The 15182-nt window shown below is 37.2% G+C and carries 18 protein-coding genes; all 18 read left to right on the forward strand.

What is annotated here, in order from left to right; all coding sequences use genetic code 11:
• Positions 1 to 1389, forward strand: a 1389-nt coding sequence (terL, locus tag MHB61_RS00005) for a phage terminase large subunit (protein WP_137016012.1), incomplete at its 5' end; no start/stop codon positions are given.
• 14 nt (positions 1390 to 1403) lie between these two features.
• Positions 1404 to 2780: a phage portal protein gene (locus MHB61_RS00010; protein ID WP_137016014.1), complete on the forward strand. Its 1377-nt coding sequence runs from the start codon at positions 1404 to 1406 to the stop codon at positions 2778 to 2780.
• Positions 2781 to 2783: 3 nt separating this feature from the next.
• Positions 2784 to 3824, forward strand: coding sequence for a minor capsid protein (locus tag MHB61_RS00015; protein WP_137016016.1), 1041 nt, complete (start codon positions 2784 to 2786; stop codon positions 3822 to 3824).
• Positions 3825 to 3869: 45 nt separating this feature from the next.
• Positions 3870 to 4202: a YjcQ family protein gene (locus MHB61_RS00020; protein WP_081144344.1), complete on the forward strand. Its 333-nt coding sequence runs from the start codon at positions 3870 to 3872 to the stop codon at positions 4200 to 4202.
• Between the two features lie 58 nt (positions 4203 to 4260).
• Positions 4261 to 4509 carry a DUF6275 family protein gene (locus MHB61_RS00025; RefSeq protein ID WP_058225951.1) on the forward strand — a complete coding sequence of 83 codons (249 nt, stop codon included), beginning with the start codon at positions 4261 to 4263 and terminating at the stop codon, positions 4507 to 4509.
• A gap of 124 nt (positions 4510 to 4633) precedes the next feature.
• The gene (locus MHB61_RS00030; protein ID WP_098408057.1) at positions 4634 to 5296 is read left to right on the forward strand and encodes a capsid assembly scaffolding protein Gp46 family protein; all 663 of its coding nucleotides are present in this window, start codon (positions 4634 to 4636) and stop codon (positions 5294 to 5296) included.
• 1 nt (position 5297) lies between these two features.
• On the forward strand, positions 5298 to 6119 hold the full coding sequence (locus MHB61_RS00035; RefSeq protein ID WP_003131942.1) for a N4-gp56 family major capsid protein: 822 nt from the start codon (positions 5298 to 5300) through the stop codon (positions 6117 to 6119).
• Positions 6119 to 6316, forward strand: coding sequence for a HeH/LEM domain-containing protein (locus MHB61_RS00040; RefSeq protein ID WP_014570729.1), 198 nt, complete (start codon positions 6119 to 6121; stop codon positions 6314 to 6316). Before MHB61_RS00035 ends, MHB61_RS00040 begins: the two co-directional genes overlap by 1 nt.
• On the forward strand, positions 6303 to 6635 hold the full coding sequence (locus MHB61_RS00045) for a phage head-tail connector protein (protein ID WP_003131944.1): 333 nt from the start codon (positions 6303 to 6305) through the stop codon (positions 6633 to 6635). The genes MHB61_RS00040 and MHB61_RS00045 overlap by 14 nt, the downstream gene beginning before the upstream one ends.
• Positions 6632 to 6943, forward strand: coding sequence for a hypothetical protein (locus MHB61_RS00050; protein WP_262651970.1), 312 nt, complete (start codon positions 6632 to 6634; stop codon positions 6941 to 6943). Before MHB61_RS00045 ends, MHB61_RS00050 begins: the two co-directional genes overlap by 4 nt.
• A complete protein-coding gene (locus tag MHB61_RS00055; protein ID WP_081144340.1) occupies positions 6940 to 7299 on the forward strand; it encodes an HK97-gp10 family putative phage morphogenesis protein in 360 nt (119 codons plus the stop codon). Before MHB61_RS00050 ends, MHB61_RS00055 begins: the two co-directional genes overlap by 4 nt.
• Positions 7296 to 7685 carry a phage capsid protein gene (locus MHB61_RS00060; protein WP_137016586.1) on the forward strand — a complete coding sequence of 130 codons (390 nt, stop codon included), beginning with the start codon at positions 7296 to 7298 and terminating at the stop codon, positions 7683 to 7685. The genes MHB61_RS00055 and MHB61_RS00060 overlap by 4 nt, the downstream gene beginning before the upstream one ends.
• Positions 7686 to 7695: 10 nt before the next feature.
• Entirely contained in the window at positions 7696 to 8193 is a 498-nt protein-coding gene (locus MHB61_RS00065) for a phage major tail protein, TP901-1 family (protein WP_137016584.1), read from the forward strand.
• Between the two features lie 115 nt (positions 8194 to 8308).
• Complete coding sequence (locus MHB61_RS00070; RefSeq protein ID WP_015968013.1) at positions 8309 to 8659, forward strand: tail assembly chaperone; 351 nt, start codon at positions 8309 to 8311, stop codon at positions 8657 to 8659.
• Positions 8660 to 8742: 83 nt separating this feature from the next.
• Complete coding sequence (locus MHB61_RS00075) at positions 8743 to 9012, forward strand: hypothetical protein (protein ID WP_137016582.1); 270 nt, start codon at positions 8743 to 8745, stop codon at positions 9010 to 9012.
• A 15-nt stretch (positions 9013 to 9027) separates the two neighbouring features.
• A complete protein-coding gene (locus MHB61_RS00080) occupies positions 9028 to 11640 on the forward strand; it encodes a tape measure protein (protein WP_137016579.1) in 2613 nt (870 codons plus the stop codon).
• 13 nt (positions 11641 to 11653) lie between these two features.
• The gene (locus tag MHB61_RS00085; protein ID WP_137016577.1) at positions 11654 to 12415 is read left to right on the forward strand and encodes a distal tail protein Dit; all 762 of its coding nucleotides are present in this window, start codon (positions 11654 to 11656) and stop codon (positions 12413 to 12415) included.
• Complete coding sequence (locus MHB61_RS00090) at positions 12415 to 15171, forward strand: phage tail spike protein (protein WP_283657079.1); 2757 nt, start codon at positions 12415 to 12417, stop codon at positions 15169 to 15171. Before MHB61_RS00085 ends, MHB61_RS00090 begins: the two co-directional genes overlap by 1 nt.
• The last annotated feature ends 11 nt before the right edge of the window (positions 15172 to 15182 follow it).

Consider the following 15182-nt stretch of genomic DNA (forward strand, 5'->3'; position numbering starts at 1 on the left):
ATGGATAAAATAGCGCTAGGGGCAAAAATTGAGCTGTCCAAGCGCTTTTTCTTTGATTACTGTAATCTCATCATGCCAAGCTTTTATAAACGTAATAGGGCTTATCTAGTGACTATGTGTGAAGAGTTTCAGTCATTTCTAAATGATAATGATCATGATGTTTTAGTTTTGAATCTTCCGCCACGTCACGGGAAATCTCTCACGCTTGGTAAATTTGTAGAGTGGGTGCTTGGTAATGACCACACGAAGAAAATCATGACTGGTTCATATAACGAAACTTTATCCACAGTCTTTTCTAAAAATGTTCGTAATACGCTCCAAGAAGAAAAAGCAGACGAGAACAAAATCGTTTACTCTGATATTTTCGATGCTGCAATTAAGTATGGAGATGCTGCTAAAAATCTTTGGAGTTTGTCGGACGGCTATAATAACTATCTGGCAACCTCTCCAACAGGGACTGCAACAGGTTTTGGTGCTGACATTATTATCATTGATGATGTTATCAAGAATGCTGAGGAAGCTAACAACGCGACAGTCTTAGAAAAACATTGGGACTGGTTTGTTAATACCATGCTTTCACGTTTGGAGTCAGGCGGTAAAATCATAATCAATATGACTCGTTGGCATAGCGAAGATTTAGCCGGACGGGCTTTGCGTGAACTGCCTAAGAATGGCTATCGAGTAAAACATATTAATTTCAAGGCTTTCAATGAACAAACGAATGAAATGCTTTGTGATGATGTCCTGACACTCGAAGATTATAAGCGCAAAGTAAAAACAATGGGGGCTGATATTGCCAGCGCCAACTACCAACAAGAACCGATTGATGTCAAAGGTCGATTATATAGTGAGTTCCAAACCTACAACGCTCGCTCAGAGTACAAAAAGATTTGGAACTATTGCGATACTGCAGACACTGGGAAAGACTATCTCTGTTCAATTGTATGGGGCGAAACCTCAGACGGCTTTGCGGATGTACTGGATATCATTTACACTCAAAAACCGATGGAATACACAGAAAACGCAGTGGCCAATCAATTAATTAATAACAGAGTGAATGCATCAAGAATCGAGCGCAACAATGGCGGTCGGTCTTTTGCTCGTTCTGTCAGGGATAAGATTCAAGGCAAAGTGGCTTGTGCTGTAGAAGATTTCTTCCAAGGAAATAATAAAGAAGCCCGAATTTATTCCAATAGTTATTGGATAGAGCAGCACGTTCGATTTCCTAATGACTGGCGGACTCGCTTTCCAGAATACTATCAAGCAATGACGACTTATCAACGTGAAGGTAAAAATAAACATGATGATGCGCCCGATGCAACAACCGGGATTGCTGAGACAATGAGTGGTAAGCGAATAAAAGCCGGATTAAAATCATTTAAAATATAAAAGGAGATTTCTAATTGAAATACAAACCACCTAAATTAATGACATTTCCAAAAGATGAACCAATCACAGTTGAAGTGGTTAACAAGTTCATGGAAAAACATAAATTAGAAGTTGCTCGGTATGAGTACTTAAAAAATATGTATCTTGGAATTATGGCTATTGATGATGAACCGGCAAAAGATTCTTGGAAACCTGACAATCGTTTAGCTGTTAATTTCACTAAATATATCGTTGATACTTTCACAGGTTACTTTAATGGGATTCCAGTTAAAAAGTCTCATTCAGATAAAGAAATACTTTCTAAACTACAAGAATTTGATAACCTGAATGACATGGAAGATGAAGAGTCAGAGCTTGCAAAGATGGCTTGTATTTATGGTCGAGCATTTGAACTCTTGTATCAAGACGAGGACACTCAAACGAATGTTGTTTATAATAGTCCAGAAAATATGTTTATGGTCTATGACGATACAGTCAAACAAGAGCCTTTATTTGCCGTGAGATATGGTGTTGACGAGGACAAAAAACTTCATGGAGAAGTTTATACTCTACTTGAAACTATTAAAATCAGCGGAGAAAATGATGAGATTAGCTTTGGAGAAAAGACTTACAACCCATATCCAGATTTGCCAGTTGTAGAGTTCTATTTCAACGAAGAACGAATGAGTATTTTTGAATCTGTTATTTCATTAGTCAACGCTTTTAATAAAGCTATTAGTGAAAAAGCAAATGACGTTGATTATTTTAGCGATCAGTATTTGGTTTTCATGGGAGCAGAAATAGACGAAGAAGATGCTAAAAATATCAAAGATAATCGTCTAATTAATTATTATGATAAGAATCAGAATAATCAAAGTGGTTCTGCTTCAAAAGTAGATGTTAAATTCTTAGAAAAGCCTGATAGTGATTCTCAAACAGAAAATCTATTGGACCGACTGACTAAGTTAATCTTCCAAACAACAATGGTTGCGAACATCTCTGATGAATCTTTCGGGTCATCCAGTGGTGTTTCGTTAGCTTACAAGCTTCAAGCAATGAGTAACTTAGCTTTGTCATTTCAACGTAAGTTCCAATCTTCTTTGAATAGTCGATACAAACTATATTGTGAGTTAAGTACGAACGTTTCAAACAAGGAAGCTTGGAAAGATATTGAGTACACTTTTACTCGTAATGAGCCTAAAGATATTAAAGAGCAAGCTGAAACTGCTAATATTCTTATGGGAATCACTAGCCAAGAAACTGCTTTAAGTGTCATTTCCGTTATTCCAGATGTCCAAGCTGAAATGGAAAAAATCAAAAAAGAAGAAGCTTCTACAGCTATCTTTGACAAGGATAAGCAACCTAGTGAAAAGGGAACAGATACAGTAGTTCCTGAAACAAATGAGGAATAGTCTATGAAAACTCCTGATTACTGGAAAAAACGTGAGAAAGCTTGGCAAGAACAGCAAATCAAAGATGATACCAAACGCATGAAGCAAATCATGGATAAGCTATTTGAAGCTCAAGAAGCCATTCAAAAAGAAATCAATGCCAACTGGCAGAACTTTGCGAATGGGCAAGGGATTTCTATCAGTGAAGCCATGAAACGTGCGGATAAAATGGATGTCAAAGCATTTGCCAATAAAGCTAAGAAATACGTAGAAGAAAAAGACTTTTCGCACCAAGCAAATCAAGTGTTGAAACTTTATAACTTGACCATGAGAGTGAATCGTTTAGAACTCCTGAAAGCAAATATTGGTCTGGAGCTTATTTCTGTATTTGACGATTTGGACAAATATTTCTCAAAGAATTTGACTGGTGTAGCTCTCGCAGAATTTGAAAGACAATCCGGAATTCTTGGTTTAAGCGTTCCAAAGAAAGGCTATAACAGTCTAGTTGAATCAGTTCTTAACGGAAGTTATAAGGTCGAAGGATTTGCCAGTTTTTCTGACAAGCTTTGGCAGTACCAATTTGAATTGAAAGCTGATATTGAAAAACTTCTCATCCGGTCAGTGACTGGTGGAATCAATCCAAAAGCACTAGCCCCACAACTAAAAAGGCTAATGACAGAAAAGGGAAAGCTCAATGCCACTTACAATGCTCAACGATTGCTTGTGTCAGAAACAACACGAGTTCAGACAGCTATTCAAGAAGAAAGCTATAAAAAAGCTGATATTGATAGTTATGAGTATATTGCTGAACCGTCAGCTTGTCCTATCTGTGGGGCATTGAATGGTAAAATTTTCAAGCTTAAAGATATGTCGCCTGGTATTAATGCACCTAACATGCACCCGTTCTGTAGATGTAGCACAGCACCGCATGTTGATGATAAAGGTTTCTGGGATGATTTACTTGATAGGAAAGTAATTAGTCAAGATGAGTACAAGCAAGCGTTTGATGACAGGGTAGAAGCTGACAAAGCGATTGAAGAATTGAGCAGAAAAAGAAAAGGATAAAATTCTACTTATGGTAAAATAATATTAACGAAAGCGAGGTTATAGATGGCCAAAGATGATTTTTTTTATATCTCTTATAAAATTCTAGCTTACCTTTATCATGCAATGAAAAAAGGTGAAAAAATTGATCCAGAAGTTTTTGACCCACAGAATTACAGAGTGAGCTATCCTTATTTAAATGATATTCTTGAGGAACTAAAAGAAAATGGATATATTAAAGGCATATCTTTTATTGAAACCAAAGACGGTAAGTTAATTAATGGGTTATCTGATATAAAAATTACAATTAAAGGGATTGAATATCTGGATGAGAATAGTATGATGAAAAAAGCCTACAAAACACTCAAAGAGTTAAAAGATTGGATACCAGGAACTTAAAAACACAAAGCGTTTGTCACTGACAGGCGCTTTTCTTATGCTCAAAGGAGGGCAGAAAATGGACGAATTACAATTCACAAACAAAGCAAAGCAAATGGTAGCTGACTATGCCAATAAAAAGAACGAGGCAAAAACGACACCATTAGAAGTATATGTCGTGTGGTCATGCAAGACTTTGCAGAATAACAAAGCGTTGCTTTCTACCGATGCCCCAGACGGTCGCTATTATGAAGTAACTTACAACGGAGATAAGCAAGAATTTTATTTTGACGCTTATATCAAGGAACACAATCAACTCATTAAATAATAGTTTTAAACCCTTGGTATTCCATGAGTTTTTCTTATGTCCGTTTCCGAATGTTGTGGACACTAAATAAAACACGAGAAAATCAGACTCCCAAGTCTTTAAATGCGAGTAGGAGGAACCAGAAATGGAACAAACAGAACTTTTACCCCTTAATTTGCAACTGTTCGCAGAAGAAGCAGCTGATGAGACGTCTGAAGTTGGTTCAGAAACTGAAACAGAAACGAATGAAGAAGAGCAACAAGAACAATCAACTGACAATGACAAAATTGTCGAAAAGCTTCAAAAACGAATTGGTAAAGAGCAGGCTGAAAAAAATGAAACAAAAACACAGCTTGACCAAGCGCTGGCTCGTATTGAAGAACTTGAAAAAGGTGGAAGAAAGTCAGTTAAAGAAAAATCTGACGAAGAAAAAGCTGCCGAACTTCAAAAAGCTAAAGACGATGAAATCGCAAGCCTTAAAGCACAAATCAAAATTTCAAATATCACCAGCCAAGCTGATGAAGTGTTGAAAGAAAGTGGAATTGCTTTGAGTGCTGCGGAGTTAGGATTGTTGGTTGATGTTGATGAAGAAAAAACTTACAGTAATGTAAAAACTTTCCTCAATTTACTTGATAATCAACGCTCACAGTGGGAAAAAGCACGAAACACAGGGACAACGCCTAAACGTGTTCCGGGTAATGTAATATCAGTCGATAAAGATAAATTTGATTCAATGACTTATGCTGAAAAAGCTGAATTAGCAAAATCAAATCCAGATGAATTTAAAAAATTAACAGGAGGCTATTAAAATGTCAAAACAAAAAACAACACTTACAGACTTAGTAAATCCAGAGGTGCTTGCACCAATTGTTTCATACGAATTGAATAAAGCACTTCGGTTTGCACCCCTTGCACAAGTTGACACAACACTTCAAGGACAACCAGGTAATACTTTGAAATTCCCAGCTTTTACTTATATTGGCGATGCTGCTGATGTTGCAGAAGGCGGAGAAATTTCGTTAGATAAAATCGGAACTACTACTAAGTCAGTAACAATTAAAAAAGCTGCAAAAGGTACAGAAATCACGGATGAAGCCGCATTATCTGGTTATGGTGATCCAATTGGAGAATCTAATAAACAACTTGGGCTATCTCTTGCAAATAAAGTCGATGACGACTTATTGAGCGCAGCTAAGACTACCTCTCAAACTGTTTCTACTAAAGCAAACGTTGACGGGGTTCAAGCTGCATTGGATATCTTTAATGATGAGGATGCACAAGCCTATGTTCTTATCGTCAATCCTAAAGATGCGGCAAAAATTCGTAAAGATGCAAACGCACAAAAAATTGGTTCAGAAGTAGGAGCAAATACTATTATCAACGGAACTTACGCTGATGTTTTAGGCGCTCAAATTGTACGATCTAAAAAACTAGCTGAGGGTTCAGCTCTAATGTTCAAGATTGTTTCAAATAGCCCAGCTTTGAAATTAGTTTTAAAACGTGGAGTTCAGGTAGAAACTGACCGTGATATTGTTACTAAAACAACTGTAATTACTGCAGATGAACATTACGCAGCATATCTCTATGATTTAACAAAAGTTGTTAATATCACATTTACGTCTGGTGTATAATGGGACGGCTACTAAGTCGCCACTTGCATAAATATGAAAACATAAATGCGACCAAGCAAGTGAAAAATGATGAACTAACGACGCTTACCGTTAATCAGCTAAAAGAGCTTCTTGAAACTAAAGGGATAGAATATACAAAAAACGATAAGAAAGAAGATTTGATTTCAAAATTAGGAGTTGCTTATGGCTATCACTGATGATTTAAAAAAGCTTTTAGGCGGTTCATCGGATGAGCGCTTGGAAGTAATCGAAAAACGCACTCGTGAACGTCTATTGCTTATTCTTGGTTCTGACATTGAAGAAGTACCGCCAGAACTAGAATATGTTGTTTTGGACGTTTCCTTGAAGCGTTTTAATCGTATCGGTCAAGAAGGCATGCAGTCCTACTCACAAGAAGGATTAAGCATGACTTTTTCAGAATCTGATTTTGATGAGTATGCCGATGAGATTGAATCATGGCGAAAATCAAAAGAAACTGAGGGCGATAAGAAGATTGGGAGGTTCAGATTGTATTGAGATATTTAGATGAAGTTACTTTTATCAAAGAATCGCCCGACTCACATTATGACCCCGATTTAGGTGAATGGGTTGAAAAAGAACCAACTCGAGCAGTATTTAGTGCAAACATCACTGATATTGGAACTGACAGAAGTATAAAAGTTTTCGGGGATATTAAACAAGGGGCAAAAGTCATGCGAATGATGCCCCTTTTTACTATGCCAGAATATGATTACATTGAGTTTGATAATAAAAAGTGGGCTTTATTGACTTACCGCAATCCAAGTGAGCGAAACACTTTTATTTTGCAGGAGGTCAATCAATGAAAATTACTGGAATTGATGCCTTGCAAAAGAAATTGAGAAAAAATGCCACGCTTGATGATGTCAAACATGTTGTAAAAAGCAATGGTGCTCAATTAACAACTAGAATTCAAAAATACGCAGTCTTTAGAGGACATTATGAGGGAAAGAAATTTGTGAAACCAACAGGGTTTACAAAGCGCTCCGTCATATTGAGTTTATCTCGAAATAATCTCGAAGCAACAACTGGTCCTACGAGTGATTATGGTGGATATTTAGAAGTAGGTACCCGTTTCATGGGTGCACAGCCCTTTGTTAAGCCAGCTTTTGATATTCAAAAGAAAATTTTTATAAACGACCTAAAGGAGTTGACGAAATGATTAAAACTCGAGACCAATCTATTTTTGACGAATTGTTCAAACGAGTCCAATCATTGGGGTATACCGTTTATGATTATAAGCAAATGAATGAAGTGGGCTATCCATTTGTTGAAATGGAGAATACTCAAACTATTCATGAACCAAATAAAACGGATATTAAAGGCACAGTAAGTCTTTCATTATCCGTTTGGGGCTTACAGAAGAAGCGCAAGGAAGTGTCTGACATGGCAAGCAATATATTTAATCAAGCATTGAATATAAGTGCCACAGATGGCTATTCTTGGGCTTTGAATTTACAAGCAAGTACCATTCAAATGATGGACGATACAACAACAGGTACACCGCTTAAAAGAGCGTTGATTAACTTAGAATTTAGACTAAGATAGGAGATTTAATATGACAGAATTAACAGCTAAACAGGGGAAAGACATTATCTTGCTCTATCGTTTGCTTAGTAAAGCAACAAAAGAAGCCGCTTGGAAACTTGCATTCCAAACAGAACACTCGAATGAAAAAACTCGAGATTACAACACTACAGCTACCAAAGATGGGACAATAGGTTCTCTTGCAGCAATTGAATACAGTTTATCTGCCACATCTATTGCAGCAAATGGTGACCCACATCTTGGCGAAATGGATGACGCTATGGATAATGGCGATATTATTGAAGTGTGGGAAATTGATAAAGCTGAAAAAGGATCTGATGGAAAGTACAAAGCTAAATATCTTCGTGCTTATCTTACAAGTTTCTCTTATGAACCTAACTCAGAAGATGCGCTGGAACTAAGCATGGAATTCGGAGTGTTTGGTAAACCTCAAAAGGGCAATGCCACACTAACTGAAGAACAAGCTAATGTTGTTCAGTATGTCTTCAAAGATACTGTTGCGGGATAAAGCTGAAAATATTACTGGCTCTGCCTGGAGTACAGTTGTAGAAGTGACAATTTAAATACTATAAACAAAAGGCTAGAGATTCGCTCTAGTCTTTATTTTTTAAGGAGAAATAAAAATGGAATTAACAATTAATGGCAAACAGTATGTTTTTATCTTTGGTTACCGATTCATTAAGGAATTGAACAAAAAAAATGAAGTCACAGAGCGTGGGATGACTTTAAAAGCCGGCTTAGATAATGCTTTGATGAACTTCTTTAGCGGAGATATCGAAACACTTGTTGAAATGCTAAAAACTGCGAATGCAACAGAAAATCCTCGTGTCTCTGAGAAAGGGATAGTTGAATGGATTGAAGAAAATGGTATTGATATGCTTTTTGATTTAGTACTCGAAGAGTTAAAAAAGTCGGAATTTACCAAGAAAAAAACGTTGAACTTCGAGAAAGAAGTCAGCAAAAATCTACAGTAACAGATTTTGACAAACTCTATGAACAAGTTCAGTTAAATTGTTTGCGTTATCTCGGAATTGCTAATCTAAGAGATATAGAGCGCATGACCATTTCGGAGTATGAATTAAGGCTGAAAGCTTATAGGCTAAAAAGACTTGATGAGCAAGAATCTATTTACCAACAGGCATGGGCAAATTGGCAAGTTCAATCAACTAAGCAACAAGGTAAGAAGCAAGTTCCAGTTTATTCGACCTTCAAGAAGTTTTTTGATAAAGAAAAATTTGAAAATGATATTTTAGGAATCAAAACTTCGGACAGTGCTTTTAAAAAGGACAAAAAACTAATTAACCTCATGAAAAAAGCAAATAAGTAAGAAAGGAGGAAAAACATGGAATCTTATAGTGTAGAAGCGGTTCTGAGTGCTGTTGATAAAAATTTCACTTCAACCATGAATAAAGCAGATAGTTCAATGGGAACATTGAACAAGAACTCACAAAATACAAATACTTCTATCCTAGATATTGCTAAGGGTGTTGGGGTTTTTAAACTTGTTGATTCTGCGGTAGGTTTGGTTAGAAATTCATTAGATGGTGCTATAGATCGATTTGATACTTTGAATAAGTATCCTGTTGTAATGCAGGCGCTTGGTTATTCTGCTTCTGATGTTGATAAATCAATGGCAAAACTGAATAAAGGAATTGATGGCTTACCTACCTCTCTTGATGAAATTGTATCCAATACTCAACAACTTGCTATATCTACAGGAAGCTTAACAAAAGGAACTGATACAGCTATTGCGTTAAACAATGCTTTTCTAGCTTCTGGTGCTTCAACTGCAGATGCAAGCCGAGGAATGCAACAATATGTTCAAATGTTATCTAAGGGAACTGTTGATATGCAATCGTGGCGAACACTTCAAGAAACAATGCCCATTGCAATGGATAAAGTTGCTAAGTCTTTTAAAGACCAAGGTGTAAATTCGGTTAGTGAGCTATATGATGCTTTACAAAGTGGGAAAATTACATTCGATGACTTTAATAGTCGATTAATTAAATTGAATGGCGGTGTTGGAGGATTTGCGGAACTTGCTAAGAAAAATTCAGCAGGGATAAAAACCTCGTTCAAAAATGTAAAAACAGCAGTAGTGAAAGGTTTGGAGAATGTTTTATCTGCAATTGATAACGGAATGAAGAGCGCTGGTCTTGGTTCAATCGCTCAGAATTTTGACAAGTTAAAAACTGTAGTTAATCAAGTTTTTAGTGCAATTACAAAAGCTATTCCTCCAGTTATTAGTGTAATTGCAACATTTATCAAATTGATAGGAAATATAATTAATGCACTAAAGCCGTTCTTGCCCGTATTATTGCCAATAATTACAACTTGGGGAGCATTCATGGTTCAGCTCAAAGGTGTTGGGGCAGTTGTAAAAACCTTTAACCAAGTTAAGTCTGCAATAACAGGAGTGATGAGCACAATAAAAATATTGTTCGCTATTATGGCTGCTAACCCAATTACTGTAATCATTGGATTAATAGCTGCCTTGGTAGTTGGTTTTATTTATTTCTGGAACACAAGTGAAGATTTTCGTAATTTCTGGATAGGGTTATGGGAAGGAATCAAAAAAGCGGTTGATACTGCAGTAAAAGGAATTCAAAACGCTTGGAATGCTACTGTCAAATGGTTCACTGATACCTGGAACAACATCAAAAACGGAGCGAAAGGGCTTTGGGATGGAACAATCCAAGGTGCAAAAGATGCCGTTGATAGTGTTAAAAATGCTTGGAACGGCATCAAGGAGTGGTTCGCTAATCTTTGGAAAGGTACAACAAGCGGGTTATCTAGCGCTTGGGATAGCGTTACAACAACCTTAGCTCCATTTGTTGAGACAATCAAAACAATCTTTCAACCAATTCTTGATTTCTTTAGCGGATTATGGGGGCAAGTTAAAACTATCTTTGGTTCAGCTTGGGAGATTATTAAGACGGTTGTTATGGGTCCAGTTTTGTTGCTCATTGATTTAATCACTGGGGACTTTAACCAATTCAAAGAAGATTTTGGAATGCTTTGGCAAACACTAGCAACAGCGATTCAAACAATAGTCCAAACTTTTGTGAATATCGTAGTTGGATTTTACAGTTCATTTTTCCAAACTGTAGTTAATATCTGGACAACAATTGTAAACACAATCCAAAGTCTTTGGGGAGCTTTCACAACATGGGTCGTTAATATGGCTAAGTCTATTGTTGACGGAATTGTTAATGGTTGGAATTCATTTAAACAAGGTACCGTTGATTTATGGAACGCAACTGTTCAATGGGTCAAGGACACTTGGGCTTCATTTAAGCAGTGGGTTATTGATTCTGCTAATGCTATTGTGAACGGAGTCAAACAAGGTTGGGAAAACTTGAAACAAGGAACAATTGACTTGTGGAACGGAATGATTAACGGACTCAAAGGAATTTGGGATGGTTTGAAACAAAGTGTTAGTGATTTGATTGATAATGTAAAAACGACATTTAACAATCTAAAAAATATAAACTTGCTAGATATTGGTAAAGCCATCATTGATGGACTTGTAAAAGGATTAAAACAAAAGTGGGAAGATGGGATGAAATTTATAAGTGGAATTGGAGATTGGATTCGGAAGCATAAAGGTCCAATTCGTGTCGACAGAAAACTTTTAATTCCCGCTGGTAATGCCATTATGAATGGTTTAAATTCTGGTTTAACTGGAGGTTTCCGTGATGTTCAATCCAATGTTTCAGGAATGGGCGACATGATTGCTAATGCAATTAATTCTGACTATTCTGTGGATATTGGGGCAAATGTTGCGGCTGCTAATCGCTCAATCAGTAGTCAAGTTTCTCATGATGTGAATCTTAACCAAGGAAAACAGCCGGCTTATGTAACCTTAAAACTCGGAAGCCAAGAATATAAAGCTTTTGTTGATGATATTTCAGGCGTTCAAGGATTGCAAAACGTCATGATGAATAAATTCTAGTCGGGAGGTAGAAATGTACAAGTTTAGAGATACGACAAAACAGGAGCATTATCGCAACCTTCCTTTTATTCCAACCAGCGCCATGAGTTATGATGGGACTTGGTTAGAGGAACTCATAGAAGGTTATCAGACTTTGACGGTTGAGGGGCGAGAAATGTATTCTCTCAGCTTTGAATCACAAGAAATGCAAGTGGGAGGAGTGATCACCAATGTGAAATATCCTCCTCGAGAGCTGACGATAAAATATAAGCTTGAGGATAGGGACCCTCGAGTATTACAAGAAAAGTTTGATACTTTAAAAGCATTCTTGATTCGTCAAGAAGATGTTCCCATTATTTTTTATGATGATCTGGAATATACTTTTTATGGCCGTTTCCAAACTGCTGATACTGTAGCGGGAGATACTAATTCAATTATTTCAAGTTTTACTGTACTTTGTAGCGATCCATTTAAACACGGAAAAACTCAAAGTGTAAAAAATAAGGTCATTGAAGTTTTACCTTACCCAGTTAAACCGGATAAGCTATCATTCAATTTACTGACAGAGGGTTTACTTGCAACTGACGGAAATTATCGCTTGAAATCATCACAGGCTAAAAAAGGCGACCTATTGGAATTTGATTTTCAATCTGGCAATACTTTTCTTAATGGAAAAGTAAATAACAACCTCTTAGACCTTGACTCTGATTTTAAAAATATCAGATTGACAACTGGAACAGATTTTTCAAGTTCAAACTATGAGTTAACGATTCAATATAGAAAGGCGGTGCTTTAGTGAGTAATATCTTACTTTTAGATAAGATGCAACAAGTTATCAAAAGTTATGATTCCGATGAATTCATAGAATGTGTTCAGACAAAAGAAATCACAACTAACGCTTCTGAACTAATGAATGACACACTTTCAGTTTCTTTACCTTTTGATGAAACAATTAAAGATGCCAGCTATATTGCAGTTAATGATACGAAAGAACAAGAATTTTCTTTATATCGAATTTTAACCGCAAAAGACGAAGATAATCTGCTTTCATTTGAAGCGATAAATTTTGCAGTCGACGAACTGGACAATTTTATCATTAAAGATATAAGACCTAAAAATAGGTCTTTTTCTTATGTGATTAATCAGCTTTTATCTGATTCAGGTTGTGACTGGGTATTGGGTATCTGTGAACCAATTAAAACAGTTTCCAGTACTTTCTACTATACTTCCATGCGTGAAGCTTTAAAAGCTCTACAAGAGTTAGGCGCAGAGTTTACCTTTTCAATTGAAATTACAGGAAATAAGATTGCTAAAAAAATCATTCACTGCTATAACCAAATTGGGAAAATAACCAATAAACGCTTTGAATATGGCGATGAAGTTTTGAAAATTGTCCACCAACAAGACCGCACAAATATTGTCACTGCCCTAATTGGACGTGGGAAAGGTGAAGAAGTTGGGGACGGATATGGACGAAGACTTGAGTTTTCAGATGTCGAGTGGAGAAAGTCAAATGGTAAACCACTTGATAAGCCTAAAGGTCAAAATTGGATTGAATATTCAGAAATGACGAAAGAATATGGCATTCCCTCAAACGGAAAAATGTTACCACGTAAAACGGTTGTTGTCTTTGATGATGTGGAAGATGCAAGCGAACTTTTACAAAAGACTTATGACCAACTAGCTTATTACTGCCGGCCACTCGTTCAGTTTAGTACTGAGATATTAGGCAGTGATTCAATTGGAAATACTGTTTCAATCCATAGAGGAGAGCGAAATTATCACTATCAGACAAGAGTCTTTAAAGTGGTTACTGATTATGTTAATGGACGAGTGCAAGCTAGTCTAGGCGATAATTTAAGTGGAAACTCAATTCTTCGCCATTTGTCACAAGTTCAAAGCAATATCTCTGACCTTGATAGCAACAAAATGACTTGGTATGACTCCACAGAAATTGGAAAGTATCAAGACGATATTATGCGCGGTGCTGGTGCCAATGGTGGCTCGATTTACATGGTCAACGGAATTGAAGCGGGCGTCTCTCAATCAAGAGAGACCTATGAGCAAGTCTTTATGGATGGTCCAAAGATTCAAGATTCACAGTATTTCATGATTCAAAATAATGCTGGGATATCTTTTAAGCAATGTAAAAAAGGTCAATGGACGACAATTCAAGATGTTCATAATGGCAAAAGTAATACTGCATGGACACTTGATGGGACTTTCAATGCTAACTTTATTAATGCCGGAGTTTTGCAAGGGGTCAAGATTCGCTCAGTTGATAATGATTTCATTATTGAACTTGATCAAGGAAAGATTCGCTTTATAAAAAAAGACGGTTCTTCCGAAAATGAGATGTTTGCTTTTGCGCCAACTTATACAGGCGGACAACTCCAAGGGATTAATGCAATTCAAAATCAGGGTTATTCTTTCGCCTTGTCATCAAAAGGAAACAACGGAGCGCTTTTAAATATTTTAGAAATTCCAAAAGACAGTACGGCTGAAAATCGCAAATTAAATCTTTACGGAGAAGTAAAAGTTAAGGGTAACTTTTATGTTAATGGAGTAAAAATCGATACCAACGGTGGAGGAAACTCTGGCGGCGGTGGTGGTGGTTGGAATGGCCAATATCCACCAGAAGTCACAAGTGATCGTGATAAACGTTACTGGCAAATATGGGCAATGGCAATTGGGTCTGGATTCTCTAAACAAGCGGCAGCCGCTTTACTCGGAAATGCACAGGGTGAATCTGATGCCAATCCAACGGCTGATGAGGGCGGCGGACGTCCTGGATTCGGTTATGGGGTTTGGCAATGGACGGATAGTTCAGGCGCTAGCTCTGGACGTGTTTATATGATTAATCTCATGACACGAGCAGGAGTGACTGACAATCCTGACACAATCACAGCCCAATTCAAGCTCTTGATGTGGCATGCACCAAACGGCCAATGGATTGCAAAAAGTTCTTATCCTTATTCTTGGACTCAATTCATGACATTAACGGATATTAACACTGCCACTCAAGCATTTGTAGCTAACTTTGAGCGGCCCTTAAACGGACACCCTGAACGTAGCACTTGGGCCCAAGAATGGTATAACAAATTTGTTAATCTTGAAATCCCAAGCGGTGGCGGAGGTTATATTGCTCCGATTTCAAGCCCTATTACCGTAACAAGTGAAATGGGTTGGAGAACGAGTCCAATCACCGGAGCGCAAGAATTTCACAATGCTATGGACTTGGTTAATGGCAATCCAACAACTCCAATCTTAGCTTCTAACGATGGTCAAGTGGTCCAAGCGGGAAGTAATTATTATGACTGGTATGGAAATTACACGGTCATCAAGCATGCGGATGGACTTTATACAGGGTACGCACATCAAAGCAGAATCGATGTTTCTGTGGGTCAAAATGTTAAAAAGGGCCAACAAATTGGACTTATGGGAGCGACTGGTCCGGTCACTGGACCACATTTGCACTTCCAATTTATGGACCAATATTGGCCATCATCAAGCGCTCACTTTAAGAATCCAAGGGATTATATCAAATTTTAGAAAGGGTCTAT

The organism is Lactococcus sp. FSL K6-0773 (genome assembly GCF_038006485.1).
Classification (GTDB): Bacteria; Bacillota; Bacilli; order Lactobacillales; family Streptococcaceae; genus Lactococcus; species Lactococcus lactis.

Excerpts from the sequence above, each read along its gene's own strand:
- MHB61_RS00030 (WP_098408057.1), top strand. The coding sequence starts at position 4,634 with ATGGAACAAACAGAACTTTTACCCCTTAATTTGCAACTGTTCGCAGAA.
- MHB61_RS00065 (WP_137016584.1), top strand. The coding sequence starts at position 7,696 with ATGACAGAATTAACAGCTAAACAGGGGAAAGACATTATCTTGCTCTAT.
- MHB61_RS00060 (WP_137016586.1), top strand. The coding sequence starts at position 7,296 with ATGATTAAAACTCGAGACCAATCTATTTTTGACGAATTGTTCAAACGA.
- MHB61_RS00025 (WP_058225951.1), top strand. The coding sequence starts at position 4,261 with ATGGACGAATTACAATTCACAAACAAAGCAAAGCAAATGGTAGCTGAC.
- MHB61_RS00045 (WP_003131944.1), top strand. The coding sequence starts at position 6,303 with ATGGCTATCACTGATGATTTAAAAAAGCTTTTAGGCGGTTCATCGGAT.
- MHB61_RS00055 (WP_081144340.1), top strand. The coding sequence starts at position 6,940 with ATGAAAATTACTGGAATTGATGCCTTGCAAAAGAAATTGAGAAAAAAT.
- MHB61_RS00020 (WP_081144344.1), top strand. The coding sequence starts at position 3,870 with ATGGCCAAAGATGATTTTTTTTATATCTCTTATAAAATTCTAGCTTAC.
- MHB61_RS00015 (WP_137016016.1), top strand. The coding sequence starts at position 2,784 with ATGAAAACTCCTGATTACTGGAAAAAACGTGAGAAAGCTTGGCAAGAA.
- MHB61_RS00070 (WP_015968013.1), top strand. The coding sequence starts at position 8,309 with ATGGAATTAACAATTAATGGCAAACAGTATGTTTTTATCTTTGGTTAC.
- MHB61_RS00040 (WP_014570729.1), top strand. The coding sequence starts at position 6,119 with ATGGGACGGCTACTAAGTCGCCACTTGCATAAATATGAAAACATAAAT.
- MHB61_RS00035 (WP_003131942.1), top strand. The coding sequence starts at position 5,298 with ATGTCAAAACAAAAAACAACACTTACAGACTTAGTAAATCCAGAGGTG.
- MHB61_RS00085 (WP_137016577.1), top strand. The coding sequence starts at position 11,654 with ATGTACAAGTTTAGAGATACGACAAAACAGGAGCATTATCGCAACCTT.
- MHB61_RS00075 (WP_137016582.1), top strand. The coding sequence starts at position 8,743 with ATGACCATTTCGGAGTATGAATTAAGGCTGAAAGCTTATAGGCTAAAA.
- MHB61_RS00080 (WP_137016579.1), top strand. The coding sequence starts at position 9,028 with ATGGAATCTTATAGTGTAGAAGCGGTTCTGAGTGCTGTTGATAAAAAT.